The sequence below is a fragment of the Microbacterium sp. PAMC21962 genome (assembly GCF_019443465.1).
GTDB classification, from domain to species: Bacteria; Actinomycetota; Actinomycetes; order Actinomycetales; family Microbacteriaceae; genus Microbacterium; species Microbacterium hominis.
This window is the reverse complement of record NZ_CP080381.1, coordinates 261,544-274,264: the sequence shown is the minus strand read 5'-3', so window position 1 is coordinate 274,264 and position 12,721 is coordinate 261,544. Positions and strand designations below refer to the sequence as shown.

12 protein-coding genes are annotated in these 12,721 nt (G+C 70.3%); 7 read left to right on the top strand and 5 right to left on the bottom strand.

Annotation, left to right across the window (positions count from 1 at the left end; translation table 11 throughout):
• Window positions 1–54 precede the first annotated feature (54 nt).
• Window positions 55–453, top strand: coding sequence for a hypothetical protein (locus KY498_RS01270; RefSeq protein WP_060958695.1), 399 nt, complete (start codon window positions 55–57; stop codon window positions 451–453).
• 103 nt (window positions 454–556) lie between these two features.
• Here KY498_RS01270 and KY498_RS01265 read toward each other — a convergent pair whose 3' ends face one another.
• A complete protein-coding gene (locus KY498_RS01265; protein WP_060958696.1) occupies window positions 557–1,483 on the bottom strand; it encodes a heme o synthase in 927 nt (308 codons plus the stop codon).
• Window positions 1,484–1,744: 261 nt separating this feature from the next.
• Here KY498_RS01265 and tkt point away from each other — a divergent pair, with 261 nt between their 5' ends.
• Genes tkt through pgl form a run of 6 tightly spaced genes read left to right on the top strand, consistent with a single transcriptional unit; the run spans window position 1,745 to window position 9,870 of the window.
• Window positions 1,745–3,823 carry a transketolase gene (gene tkt / locus KY498_RS01260; protein ID WP_191008671.1) on the top strand — a complete coding sequence of 693 codons (2,079 nt, stop codon included), beginning with the start codon at window positions 1,745–1,747 and terminating at the stop codon, window positions 3,821–3,823.
• The gene (gene tal, locus KY498_RS01255; RefSeq protein ID WP_101306454.1) at window positions 3,820–4,950 is read left to right on the top strand and encodes a transaldolase; all 1,131 of its coding nucleotides are present in this window, start codon (window positions 3,820–3,822) and stop codon (window positions 4,948–4,950) included. Before tkt ends, tal begins: the two co-directional genes overlap by 4 nt.
• Entirely contained in the window at window positions 4,947–6,566 is a 1,620-nt protein-coding gene (locus KY498_RS01250) for a glucose-6-phosphate isomerase (protein WP_191008672.1), read from the top strand. The genes tal and KY498_RS01250 overlap by 4 nt, the downstream gene beginning before the upstream one ends.
• A 27-nt stretch (window positions 6,567–6,593) precedes the next feature.
• Window positions 6,594–8,144 (top strand): glucose-6-phosphate dehydrogenase, encoded by a 1,551-nt coding sequence (gene zwf, locus KY498_RS01245; protein WP_060958700.1) that lies wholly within the window; start codon window positions 6,594–6,596, stop codon window positions 8,142–8,144.
• Window positions 8,141–9,082: a glucose-6-phosphate dehydrogenase assembly protein OpcA gene (locus KY498_RS01240; protein WP_060958701.1), complete on the top strand. Its 942-nt coding sequence runs from the start codon at window positions 8,141–8,143 to the stop codon at window positions 9,080–9,082. Before zwf ends, KY498_RS01240 begins: the two co-directional genes overlap by 4 nt.
• Window positions 9,083–9,090: 8 nt before the next feature.
• Window positions 9,091–9,870 (top strand): 6-phosphogluconolactonase, encoded by a 780-nt coding sequence (gene pgl / locus KY498_RS01235; protein ID WP_060958702.1) that lies wholly within the window; start codon window positions 9,091–9,093, stop codon window positions 9,868–9,870.
• 46 nt (window positions 9,871–9,916) lie between these two features.
• On the opposite strand, the gene KY498_RS01230 is transcribed toward pgl, so the two are convergent.
• From KY498_RS01230 to KY498_RS01215, 4 genes are all read right to left on the bottom strand, one after another.
• Window positions 9,917–10,273 carry an RNA polymerase-binding protein RbpA gene (locus KY498_RS01230; RefSeq protein WP_060958703.1) on the bottom strand — a complete coding sequence of 119 codons (357 nt, stop codon included), beginning with the start codon at window positions 10,271–10,273 and terminating at the stop codon, window positions 9,917–9,919.
• Entirely contained in the window at window positions 10,273–10,521 is a 249-nt protein-coding gene (secG, locus tag KY498_RS01225) for a preprotein translocase subunit SecG (RefSeq protein ID WP_060958704.1), read from the bottom strand. The genes KY498_RS01230 and secG overlap by 1 nt, the downstream gene beginning before the upstream one ends.
• 192 nt (window positions 10,522–10,713) lie before the next feature.
• A complete protein-coding gene (tpiA, locus tag KY498_RS01220) occupies window positions 10,714–11,496 on the bottom strand; it encodes a triose-phosphate isomerase (RefSeq protein WP_223848940.1) in 783 nt (260 codons plus the stop codon).
• Entirely contained in the window at window positions 11,496–12,713 is a 1,218-nt protein-coding gene (locus KY498_RS01215) for a phosphoglycerate kinase (RefSeq protein ID WP_060958706.1), read from the bottom strand. Before KY498_RS01215 ends, tpiA begins: the two co-directional genes overlap by 1 nt.
• Window positions 12,714–12,721 lie beyond the last annotated feature (8 nt).

Genomic DNA, 12,721 nt, shown 5'->3' with positions numbered 1-12,721 from the left:
CAGATAGTCGATCTGTCGCCGCGCGTGCGGTGACGTGACAGAAGGAGCTTTCCCATGCCCAACACCGCCCGTGTGAACCGCAGCATCCCGTTCTGGGTGCTCGTGGGCGGTTCGGTCGTCGCCATCGGCGGCGGCGTGTACCTGCTCGTCGACAAGCTCACGATCATGGCGAACACCCTCACCGACGGCACCGCCACCGGCGTCGAGGTCTACGCCGGTCAGATCTGGGCCGTGCTCGGCGCGATCCTCATCGGCGCCGGACTCATCGGACTCGCGCTGGCCCTCACGCTCGGCACGCTGGGCGCTCTCGTGCGTCGCACCGAGATCGAGCCCGTCGTCGCCGCCGAGGAGATCGAGGTCGTCGAGGTCGTCGAGTCCGTCCCCGCGACGGAGACGGTCGCCTCCGCGCCCGTCGAGACCGTCGACGCCGGTACCGACCGCCCCGCGGTCTGATCCGCCCGCACCGCGTCATCGAGAAGGCGCCGGTACCCCACGGGGGCCGGCGCCTTCTCGCGTGTGCACGCACACGTGCCGGCGCCGCCCGCGCCGTCGGGGATCAGAACGGCAGCAGCGGATCGATCGCGATCGCGACGAACAGCAGCGTGAGGTACGTGATCGACGCGTGGAAGACGCGCATCGGACGGATCTGCTCGCCCCGGACGGCGCGGTTGTACAGCACGTGGGACTCGACGATGAACCAGCCGCCGAACACGAGCGCGGACGCCGTGTAGACGAGTCCCATCCCCGCGACGGGGATGAGCAGCAGCGAGGAGGCCACCGTCGCCCAGGCATAGAGGATGACCTGCAGGCCCACCTGGAGGCCGTCGCGGGTCGCGCCCAGCATCGGCACGTCCGCCTCCTGGTAGTCGCCCTTGTACTTCATCGAGAGCGGCCAGTAGTGCGGAGGCGTCCACAGGAACACCAGCAGGAAGAGGATGAAGGGCGTCCAGGTCAGCGAGCCCGTGACGGCCGACCATCCGATGAGCACCGGGAAGCAGCCCGCGATCCCGCCCCAGACGATGTTCTGCTCGGTGCGCCGCTTGAGCAGGATCGTGTAGATCACCACGTAGAAGAAGATGGCGACGGCGCTGAGCGCGGCCGCGAGCGCGTTCGTCGTGACCAGCAGCCACACCGTGGAGGCGACGGCCAGCGTCCAGGCGAAGATCAGCGCTCCGCGCGGAGACACCTCACCGGTGACGAGCGGCCGGTTCTCGGTGCGTCGCATGTGGGCGTCGATGTCGCGATCCAGGTACATGTTGAAGGTCGCCGCCGACCCCGCGCTCATCGCGCCGCCGACGACGGTGGCGAGGACGAGCCAGAGGTCCGGCATCCCGCCCTGGGCGAGGATCATGACCGGCACGGTCGTCACGAGCAGCAGCTCGAGCACGCGAGGCTTCGTGAGCGTGACGTAGGCGCGGATCTTCCGACCGACGGCCTGCCGCGCGATGGGGTCGCTCACGGCGGACACGCTCGACTGCACCATGCCCCGGATCCCCTTTCTCGGTAGAACCCAGTCTAGGTCACGCTCTCCCCGCCCTTGCATCCACTCCACTGGACATGATTCACTATGTTGAACAATGAGGTCAGGTCGGGATTGTCACGGATGACATACGGGGCTTCGGGCCCATGCCTCTTCGCTAAGCTGAAATCACAGGCGTCGCCGAGCGCCGGCAGGGTGCGACCGACGTCGCCGAGGCCGGTTCGAGTGTCGGACGCACTCCCCCTCTTTTCGAAAGGGCACCACGTGTCGGAACTGGCTTGGGATGAGATCGATCGGCGCGCGGTGGACACCGCTCGCGTGCTGGCCGCGGATGCGGTCGAGAAGGTGGGCAACGGCCACCCCGGCACGGCGATGAGCCTTGCGCCGGCCGCGTACCTGCTCTATCAGCGCGTCCTGCGCCACGATCCCTCCGACACCCACTGGCTGGGCAGGGACCGCTTCATCCTCTCCGCCGGTCACTCCTCGCTCACGCAGTACGTGCAGCTCTACCTCGGCGGCTTCGGCCTCGAGCTCTCCGACCTCGAGGCGCTGCGCACGTGGGGATCGCTGACCCCGGGCCACCCCGAGTACGGACACACGAAGGGCGTGGAGATCACGACCGGCCCGCTCGGCCAGGGCCTGTCCTCCGCCGTCGGCTTCGCCTACGCGGCCCGCTACGAGCGCGGCCTGTTCGACCCCGAGGCCGCAGCGGGCACGAGCCCCTTCGACCACTTCGTGTACGTGATCGCCGGCGACGGCGACCTGCAGGAGGGCGTGACCAGCGAGGCCTCGAGCCTCGCCGGCCACCAGAACCTCGGCAACCTGATCGCGATCTACGACTCCAACCAGATCTCGATCGAGGACGACACCAACGTCGCCTTCACCGAGGACGTCGCGGCGCGCTACGAGGCCTACGGCTGGCACGTGCAGACCGTCGACTGGAAGAAGACCGGTGAGTACGTCGAGGACGTCGCCGAGCTGTACGCCGCCATCGAGGCGGCCAAGGGCGAGACCGACAAGCCGTCGCTCGTCATCCTGAAGACCATCATCGGCTGGCCGTCGCCCGGCAAGCAGAACACGGGCAAGATCCACGGCTCCGCCCTCGGCGCCGACGAGCTCGCCGCGACGAAGAAGGTGCTGGGCTTCGACCCCGAGAAGTCCTTCGTCGTCGCCGACGACGTCATCGCGCACACCCGCGCCCTGCGCGACCGCGCCGCCGAGGCGCGCGCCGCCTGGCAGGCCGACTTCGACGCCTGGGCCGCCGCCAACCCCGAGCGCAAGGCGCTGCTGGACCGCCTCGAGGCGGGCGAGCTGCCCGCCGACCTCTCGGTGCCGAGCTTCGAGTCGGGCAAGGAGGTGTCCACCCGCGCGGCGTCGGGTCAGGTCATCAACGCCCTCGCGGCGCAGCTGCCCGAGCTGTGGGGCGGTTCCGCCGACCTCGCGGAGTCGAACCTCACGACCATCAAGGACGCGAAGTCGTTCATCCCCGCCGAGTGGTCCACGCACGAGTGGTCGGGTGACCCCTACGGCCGCGTGCTGCACTTCGGCATCCGCGAGCACGCGATGGGCGCGATCGTCAACGGCATCAAGCTGCACGGACCCACGCGTCCCTTCGGCGGCACGTTCCTGATCTTCAGCGACTACATGCGCCCCCCGGTGCGCCTGGCCGCGCTGATGGACATCCCGTCGATCTTCGTCTGGACCCACGACTCCGTCGCCCTCGGCGAGGACGGCCCGACGCACCAGCCGATCGAGCAGCTGTCGACGCTGCGCCTCATCCCGAACTTCACGGTGGTGCGCCCCGCCGACGCCAATGAGACGTCCGCGGCCTGGCACGAGATCCTGCGCCGCACCAGCGGCGGTCCGGTGGGCATCGCCCTGACGCGACAGAACATCCCGGTGTTCCCGCGCGGCGAGGCGGGCTTCGCCACGACCGACGGCGTCGCCAAGGGCGCCTACGTGCTGATCGACGCCGAGGGCGGCGAGCCCGACGTGATCCTCATCGCGACCGGTTCCGAGGTGCAGCTGGCCGTCGCGGCGCGCGAGACGCTCGCCGCCGACGGCATCCGCGCCCGCGTCGTCTCGGCTCCGTCGCTGGAGTGGTTCGCCGAGCAGGATGCCGCCTACCGCGAGTCCGTGCTGCCGAGCGCCGTGAAGGCGCGCGTCTCCGTCGAGGCCGGTTCCACGCCGCTGTGGCGCAGCATCGTCGGCGACACCGGCCGCACGGTCGGCATCGACCACTTCGGCGCCTCCGCCGACTACAAGACCCTGTTCGAGAAGTTCGGCATCACCGCCGACGCGGTCGTGGAAGCGGCCCGCGCAACCGTCAAGGAGAACGCATGAGCACCCCGACCCCGACCCAGCAGCTCGTCGACGCCGGCGTCAGCATCTGGCTCGACGACCTCTCCCGCGCGCGCATCGACTCGGGCAACCTCGCCCAGCTGATCGACACGCGCAACGTCTCCGGCGTGACGACGAACCCCTCGATCTTCCAGGCGGCCATCGGCAACCAGGACGACGACTCGTACGACGCCCCGCTGGCCGCGCTCGCCTCCTCGGGCGCCGACGTGGACACCGCGATCTTCGAGCTGACCACGACCGACGTCCGCGACGCGGCCGACATCTTCCGCGGTGTCTACGACGCCACGGGCGGCGTCGACGGGCGCGTGTCGATCGAGGTCTCCCCCGATCTCGCGCACGACACCGACGGCACGATCGCCGAGGCCAAGAAGCTCTGGGCCAAGGTCGATCGGCCCAACGCGCTCATCAAGATCCCCGCGACGAAGGCGGGCCTGCCCGCCATCACCGCGGTGATCGCCGAGGGCATCTCCGTCAACGTGACGCTGATCTTCTCGCTCGAACGGTACGAAGAGGTCATCGACGCCTACCTGGCCGGCCTGGAGCAGGCCGCGGCGAACGGTCACGACCTGTCCGGCATCCACTCGGTCGCCTCCTTCTTCGTGTCCCGCGTGGATACCGAGGTCGACAAGCGTCTGTCGGCGTTCGAGAGCGAAGACGCCGAGGCGCTCAAGAGCCGCGCCGGCCTGGCCAACGCCCGCCTCGCCTACGAGCTGTTCGAGAAGAAGTTCTCGGCTTCGCGAGCGCAGGAGCTGGTCTCCGCCGGCGCCACCGTCCAGCGCCCGCTGTGGGCCTCGACGGGCGTCAAGGACCCGGCGCTGCCCGACACGCTCTACGTCACGGAGCTCGTGGCCCCGGGCACCGTCAACACGATGCCGGAGAAGACCCTCGAGGCGACCTTCGACCACGGCGTCGTCACGGGCGACACCGTCACGGGCGCCTACGAGGACGCGCATCTCGTCTTCGCGCAGCTGGCCGACCTCGGCGTCGACATCACCGATGTCACCCAGACGCTCGAGGACGAGGGCGTCGCGAAGTTCATCGCCTCGTGGCAGGACCTGAAGAAGACGGTCGCCGAGGCGCTGGCCGAGGCCCCGGAGACCAGCCGGTGAGTTTCGAGATCCACGTCTCGGGACACGTCAAGGACGTCGTCGCGCAGACGCTGCCGGGTCTGGTCGACAGCCTGGTCGCGAGCGGGATCACCGCGGGGGACCCCGATCTCTGGGGTCCGGATGCCGCAGCCGAAGCCGCCGTGCGTCTCGGCTGGGTCGAGGCCGTGAGCGTCTCGCGACCGCTGCTGCCCGAGATCGCCGCCCTGCGGGAGGACTTCGTCGCCCGCGGGCTCACGCGCATCGTCCTCGCCGGGATGGGCGGATCCTCGCTGGCCCCCGAGGTCATCACGCGGACGGCCGGTGTGCCCCTCGTGATCCTCGATTCGACCGATCCCGCCCAGGTGCTCGCCGCGATCGACGGCGATGCCGAGAGCGGCGGCCTGGAGCGGACCGTGCTGGTCGTGGCCTCCAAGTCGGGTTCCACGATCGAGACGGACTCGGCGCGACGCGCGTTCGAGGCCGCCTGGTCCGATCTCGGGATCGACCCCGCCGAGCGGATCGTCGTCGTCACGGACCCGGGTTCCCCGCTCGAGCAGTCCGCGCGCACATCGGGCTACCGCGTGTTCACGGCCGACCCGAACGTGGGCGGGCGGTACTCCGCCCTCACCGCGTTCGGCCTCGTACCGTCGGCACTGGCCGGCGCCGACATCGCCGAACTGCTCGACGAGGCCGAGGCCACCCTGCTCGAGGTCGCCATCGACGACCCGCGCAACCCGGCGCTCACCCTCGCCGCGGCGATCGCCGGCGGCGATCCGCGCCGCGACAAGATGGGGCTCGTCAGCGACGGCACGCACATCGTGGGTCTGCCCGACTGGATCGAGCAGCTCGTCGCCGAGTCCACCGGCAAGAACGGAACCGGCATCCTGCCGGTCGTCCTGCTGCCGGTGTCGCCCGAGGTCGACCGCACGCCCGCCGATCTGCAGATCGTGCGCCTCGTCGACGACGCGGTGCACTTCCGCCTCATCGAGCAGCACCCCGACGAGGTGCTCGTCAGCGGTTCGCTCGGCGCGCAGTTCGTCGTCTGGGAGTACGCGACCGCGATCGCGGGCCGCATGCTGGGCATCGATCCGTTCGATCAGCCCGATGTCGAGTCGGCGAAGGCGGCCGCGCGCGGTCTGCTCGAGACGCGGCCCGAGATCGGCGCACCCGCGTTCACCGTCGACGGCGTCGAGGTGCGCGTGTCCGACCCCGCCCTCGCCGCCTCCGGCACGCTCGCCGGCGTCCTCGACGCGCTGTGGGCGCGGCTCGGCGCCGACGGCTATGTCGCGATCCAGGCGTACGCGGACCGCACCGCGGTTCCGCAGCTCGCCGGAATCCGCGAGCTCATCGCCGCCGACAGCGGGCGTCCGACGACCTTCGGCTGGGGTCCCCGGTTCCTGCACTCCACGGGTCAGTATCACAAGGGCGGGCCGGCGAACGGCGTGTTCCTGCAGATCATCGGCGCCGGAGAGGTGGATCTGGAAATACCGGGCCGCCCCTTCACGTTCGGTCAGTTGATCGCCGCTCAGGCGGCCGGCGACGCCGACGTGCTCGTCGCGCACGGACGACCGGTGGTCACCCTCACCCTGACCGACCCGCAGGTCGAGGTGCTTTCGCTGTTCGAGGCCGCGCAGTAGCCGCGGCCCAGGAGGAGTCTTTTCCCGATGACTGCCGAGATCTCGCGCGAGCACAACCCGCTCCGCGACCCCGATGACCGACGCCTCAATCGCATCGCCGGACCGAGCGCGCTCGTGATCTTCGGCGTGACGGGCGACTTGTCGCGCAAGAAGCTCATGCCCGCCGTCTACGACCTCGCCAATCGCGGGCTCCTGCCGCCGGGGTTCGCCCTCGTCGGCTTCGCGCGCCGCGACTGGGAGGACCAGGACTTCGCGAACGTCGTCCACGACGCCGTCCGCCAGCACGCGCGCACGCCGTTCCGTGAGGAGACGTGGAAGCAGCTGCTGCAGGGCATCCGCTTCGTCTCCGGCGAGTTCGGCGACGACGACGCGTTCCGCCGGCTGCGCGAGACGGTCGAGAAGCTCGACGTCGAACGCGGCACCATGGGCAACCACGCGTTCTACCTCTCGATCCCGCCGCGCGACTTCCCCATCGTCGCGAAGCAACTGAAGGACTCCGGACTGGTCGACGACCGGTCCAACAACCCCGACGCGTGGCGTCGCGTCGTCATCGAGAAGCCGTTCGGCAGCGACCTGCAGACGGCGCGTGAGCTGAACGCCGCACTCGAGGTCGCCTTCCCGGCCGACTCGATCTTCCGCATCGACCACTACCTCGGCAAGGAGACGGTGCAGAACATCCTCGCGCTGCGCTTCGCCAACGAGCTGTACGAGCCGATCTGGAACGCCAACTACGTCGACCACGTGCAGATCACGATGGCCGAGGACATCGGCGTCGGCGGCCGCGCGGGCTACTACGACGGCATCGGCGCGGCACGCGACGTCATCCAGAACCACCTCCTGCAGCTGCTGGCGCTGACCGCCATGGAGGAGCCGATCTCCATGGACGCGAAGGACCTGCGCGCCGAGAAGGAGAAGGTGCTGGCCGCCGTCCGGCTGCCGGAGGACCTGTCGACCGCCACCGCCCGCGGGCAGTACGGCGGCGGCTGGCAGGGCGGCGAGAAGGTCACCGCCTTCCTCGAGGAGGACGGCATGAACCCCGCCTCGACCACCGAGACGTACGCCGCCATCAAGCTCGAGATCGGCACGCGGCGCTGGGCGGGAGTGCCGTTCTACCTGCGCACGGGCAAGCGCCTCGGGCGCCGCGTCACGGAGATCGCCGTCGTCTTCAAGCGCGCTCCGCAGCTGCTCTTCCAGCGCAACCAGACGCTCGAGCTCGGCCAGAACGCGCTCGTCATCCGGGTGCAGCCCGACGAGGGCGTGACGATCCGGTTCGGATCGAAGGTGCCGGGCGCGGGCAACGAGGTACGCGACGTCACGATGGACTTCGGCTACGGCCACGCGTTCACCGAGTCGAGCCCGGAGGCGTACGAGCGCCTCATCCTCGACGTCCTGCTCGGCGACCCGCCGCTGTTCCCGCGCCACGAGGAGGTCGAGCTCTCCTGGAAGATCCTCGACCCGGTCGAGGAGTACTGGACCCAGCAGGGCGGACCTCTCGAGCAGTACTCCCCCGGTTCGTGGGGCCCCCCGTCCGCCGATGAACTCCTGGCCCGTGATGGCCGCGTCTGGAGGCGCCCGTGATCGTCGACCTGCCCGACACCACCGTGTCGAAGATCGCCCGCTCGCTCGTGAGCGTGCGGGAGGAGGGTGGCGCGGTCGCGCTCGGCCGCGTGCTGACGCTCGTGATCGTGACGACCCACGGCCTGCACGAGGAGGCCATCGAGGCCGCGAACGACGCCTCCCGTGAGCACCCGATGCGCGTCATCGTGCTCATCGCCGACCCCGAGGGCGACGCCAAGCTCGACGCGCAGATCCGCGTCGGCGGGGATGCCGGGGCCAGCGAGGTGGTCGTGCTGCGCGCCCGCGGCGACGTCGCGACCAACCAGGAGGGACTCGTCACGGGTCTGCTACTGCCCGACGCCCCGGTCGTCGCCTGGTGGCCCGACTTCCCGCCCGCCGAGCCTGCGGCGTCCGACATCGGCCGGATGGCGCAGCGGCGCATCACGGATGCGTCGACCAAGCCCTACGCGAAGGATCGTCTCTCGCGTCTCGGGCCCTCGTACGCACCCGGAGACACGGACCTCGCCTGGACCCGGCTCACGCACTGGCGCGAGCAGCTCGCCGCCGTGCTCGACCAGCCGCCCTACGAGCCGGTGACGGCCGTGGAGGTCGTCGGCGCCGGCAGCTCGCCGTCGACGGGGCTGCTCGCCGCGTGGCTGCGGCTGAAGCTCGACGTCCCCGTGCAGTGGCGCTATTCGGCCCCCGAGGAGTGGGAGCACGGCATCCAGAAGGTGCGTCTCGTGCGCGCGACGGGAGACATCGTCCTCGAGCGGACGAACGACATCGACGCGACGCTGACGCAACCCGGACAGCCCTCGCACGACATCGTCCTGCCGCGCCGCACGCTCCGCGAATGCCTCGCCGAGGAGCTGCGTCGGCTCGATCCCGACCTCCTGTATGGTCGAGTGATCACGGAGGGCTGGGAGCTGCTGGGGCCCCCGACCACGACCGAGTCCTAGGAGTTCCGATGGCGCAGATGTGGACCGAGAAACGGGTCGTGATCAGTCCGGACGCTCCGACGCTCGCCGCCGCCGTCGCCGACCGCCTGCTGGCGCGCCTGGCGCGCCGCTCGGCGGCCGGCAAGACCACCCACATCGCCCTCGCCGGCGGTCAGATCGGCACCGCTGTGCTGCGCGCGGCCGGCGCGAGCCCCCGACGGGCGGACGTGGACTGGTCGCACGTGCACGTCTGGTGGGGCGATGAGGTCTTCGCGGCGGCCGACGATCCCGAGCGCCACGAGCGCGCGGCGCGCGAGGCGCTCCTCGCGCGCATCGACGTCCCCGCGGCGAACGTCCACGCGATCGCGGCGAGCGGCGACGCTCCCGACGCGGATGCCGCGGCATCCGCGTACGCCGACGAGCTCGCGCGCTTCGGCACCGACGAGCACGCGTGGCCAGAGTTCTATGTGTGCTTCCTCGGGGTCGGCTCCGACGGTCACATCGCCTCGCTGTTCCCCGACCGCGGCGAGATCCAGGTGACCGACCGCACCGCGGTGGCCGTACGCGACGCGCCGAAGCCGCCGGCGGTGCGTGTGACGATGACGCGACCGGTGATCAACTCGGCACGCTGCGTGTGGCTGGTCGTCTCGGGCACCGACAAGGCGGCGGCCCTGGGCCTCGCCCTCGCCGGCGCCAGCTACGAGACGGTGCCCGCCGCCGGGGCGAAGGGGCGCAAGAAGACGGTGTTCTTCGTCGACGACGCCGCCGCCGCGAACGTGCCCGCCGAACTGATCGACCAGGACTTCTGAGCGGACGCCGTCCTCGCGGACACGTCGGCGGAGGCGGCCGCCGCGATCAGGCCTGGCCGCGGCGCTCGCGCAGCTGCTGGAGGGCGTCGTCGAGGAGGGCGTCGGCCTCTTCCTCGGTGCGCCGCTCCTTCACGTACGCGAGATGCGTCTTGTAGGGCTCGGTCTTCGCGAGCGCCGGAGGGTTCTCCTTGTCGCGCCCCGCGGGAAGCCCGGAGTGCGGGGAGTCGATGACCTCGGGGATCTCCTCCTCGGCGATGCCCGCGGCGAAGTAGCGCACGGTCTCGTTGCCGAGCGCGTCCCAATACGACACGGCGATACGGTCGGCGTGGTGACCGTGGTCCTGCTCACCCATCGGACCGGCACCCACACGAGTGCCGCGAATAGCGTTTCCGCCCGTTGCCATCAGAGCCCCTGGAACTTGGTGATGAGTCCGAGCGCGACGATCGCGACGAACCAGACGAGTGCGAGCACGACCGTGAAGCGGTTCAGGTTGCGCTCAGCGAGACCGGACGACCCGAGAGCAGAGCTCATGCCGCCGCCGAACATGTCCGACAGACCGCCGCCGCGTCCCTTGTGCAGCAGGATCAGGAGGGTCAGCAGGAGGCTGGTGATGCCCAGCAGCACCTGCAGCACGAACTCGAGGATGTCCACAGTCGATGAAGCCTTTCGCGGCGCCCGCGTCGTCGGGCGCACAAGGGTCGAGTATACCTGCGTTTCGGCTCGCACCCCGCGGTGCCCGCCCAACGACCGGGGGGTCGCCCCCACCGGTCGTTGAGCGAGCGAAGCGAGTCGAAACGCAGAGCGAAGCGCGTCGAAACGCAGAGCGAAGCGCGTCGGACGGCGTCAGACGCCGACGTGCTTCTGGTAGCGGATGATGGCCGCGAACTCGTCCGCGACGAGGCTCGCACCACCCACCAGCGCGCCGTCGACGTCGGGCTCGCGCATGAAGCTGGCGATGTTGCCCGACTTCACCGACCCGCCGTACAGCACGCGCGTGCGAGCGGCGGCATCCGCGCCGAGCACCTCGGCGAGCACGCCGCGCAGCGCGACGCACACCTCCTGAGCCTGCTCGGGAGACGCCACCTGTCCGGTGCCGATGGCCCACACGGGCTCGTACGCCACGACGATGTCGGCATCGGCCGGCACGCCCTCCAGCGCGGCCCGCAGCTGAGCGACGGACACGGCCGTCGGCCCCGACTCCTCGCGCTGCTCGAGCGTCTCGCCCACGCAGATCACGGGGACCAGACCGTGCTTGAGCGCAGCCTGCACCTTGGCGGCGACGATGGCGTCGCTCTCGTGGTGGTACTCGCGACGCTCGGAGTGCCCGATGATGACGTAGCGGCAGGCCAGCTTGCTCAGGAACGCGCCGGACACCTCTCCGGTGTAGGCGCCGGAGTCGTGCGTCGACAGGTCCTGCGCGCCGAGCGCGAACGGGATCTTGTCGGCGTCCAGCAGCGTCTGCACGGTGCGGATGTCGGTGAAGGGCGGGAAGACCGCGACCTCCACCGAGCCGTCCTCGTGTCCGGCGTCCTTCAACGTCCAGTGCAGCTTCTGCACGAACGCGACCGCCTGCAGGTGGTCGAGGTTCATCTTCCAGTTGCCGGCGATGAGCGGTGTGCGCGCCATCAGCTCTCCCATCCGAGGATCTCCAGCCCGGGGAGCTTCTTGCCCTCCAGGAACTCCAGGCTCGCGCCGCCGCCGGTCGAGATGTGACCGAACTGGTCGTCCGCGAAACCGAGCTGACGCACGGCCGCGGCCGAGTCGCCACCGCCGACGACGGACAGGCCGTCGACCTCGGTGAGCGCCTGGGCGACCGTCTTGGTACCGGCAGCGAACGCCGGCATCTCGAACACGCCCATCGGGCCGTTCCAGAACACGGTCTTCGCGCTGCGGATCGCGTCGGCGAAGATCTCCGCCGTGCGCGGACCGATGTCCAGGCCCATGCCGTCGGCGCCGAAGGGGGTGTCCTCCAGCGCGTCGGCGGCAGCGACCACGTGGTCGGCGTCGGCCGCGAAGCCCGACGCCATGACCGCGTCGACCGGGAGGATCAGCTCGACGCCGCGCGCGGCGGCATCCGCGATGTAGCCCTTCACGGTCTCGATCTGGTCGGTCTCGAGCAGGCTCTTGCCGACCTTGTGCCCCTGGGCCGCGAGGAAGGTGAAGAGCATGCCGCCGCCGACGAGGATCTTGTCCGCGCGCGGGAGGAGGTGCGCGATGACACCCAGCTTGTCGCTCACCTTGGAGCCGCCGAGCACGACGGCGTAGGGACGCTCGGGGTTCTCGGTCAGGCGGTCGAGGACGTCGACCTCCTTCTCGATGAGGTACCCGGCCGCGGAGGGCAGCAGCTCGGCGAGGTCGTAGACCGACGCCTGCTTGCGGTGGACGACTCCGAAGCCGTCGGAGACGAGGGCGTCGCCCAGAGCGGCGAGCTCCTCCGCGAACGCACGACGCTCGGCGTCGTCCTTCGCCGTCTCCCCCGGGTTGAACCGCAGGTTCTCGATGACGGTGACATCGCCGTCCTCGAGGGCCGCGACGGCCTCCTGTGCGGAGGTGCCCACCGTGTCGCGCGCGAACACGACCGGCTTTCCGAGCAGCTCCGACAGGCGCTGGGCGACCGGCTCGAGGCTGTACTTGGCGTCGGGCGCGCCGTCGGGGCGTCCGAGGTGGGAGCACGCGATGACCCGCGCCCCCTGGTTGATGAGCTCGTTGAGGGTCGGAAGAGCCGCCCGGATACGGCCATCGTCCGTGATGACGCCGTCCTTCAGAGGGACGTTGAAGTCAACACGGACGATGACGCGCTTACCGGCCAGCGACCCGAGGGATGCAAGGGTGCGCAAAGCCATGGCGAAGC

What these genes read in the sequence shown, in the direction of transcription:
- pgl (WP_060958702.1), top strand. Translation starts at nt 9,091, where the DNA reads ATGGCGCAGATGTGGACCGAGAAACGGGTCGTGATCAGTCCGGACGCT.
- KY498_RS01215 (WP_060958706.1), bottom strand. Translation starts at nt 12,713, where the DNA reads ATGGCTTTGCGCACCCTTGCATCCCTCGGGTCGCTGGCCGGTAAGCGC.
- tal (WP_101306454.1), top strand. Translation starts at nt 3,820, where the DNA reads ATGAGCACCCCGACCCCGACCCAGCAGCTCGTCGACGCCGGCGTCAGC.
- zwf (WP_060958700.1), top strand. Translation starts at nt 6,594, where the DNA reads ATGACTGCCGAGATCTCGCGCGAGCACAACCCGCTCCGCGACCCCGAT.
- KY498_RS01265 (WP_060958696.1), bottom strand. Translation starts at nt 1,483, where the DNA reads ATGGTGCAGTCGAGCGTGTCCGCCGTGAGCGACCCCATCGCGCGGCAG.
- KY498_RS01230 (WP_060958703.1), bottom strand. Translation starts at nt 10,273, where the DNA reads ATGGCAACGGGCGGAAACGCTATTCGCGGCACTCGTGTGGGTGCCGGT.
- KY498_RS01270 (WP_060958695.1), top strand. Translation starts at nt 55, where the DNA reads ATGCCCAACACCGCCCGTGTGAACCGCAGCATCCCGTTCTGGGTGCTC.
- tpiA (WP_223848940.1), bottom strand. Translation starts at nt 11,496, where the DNA reads ATGGCGCGCACACCGCTCATCGCCGGCAACTGGAAGATGAACCTCGAC.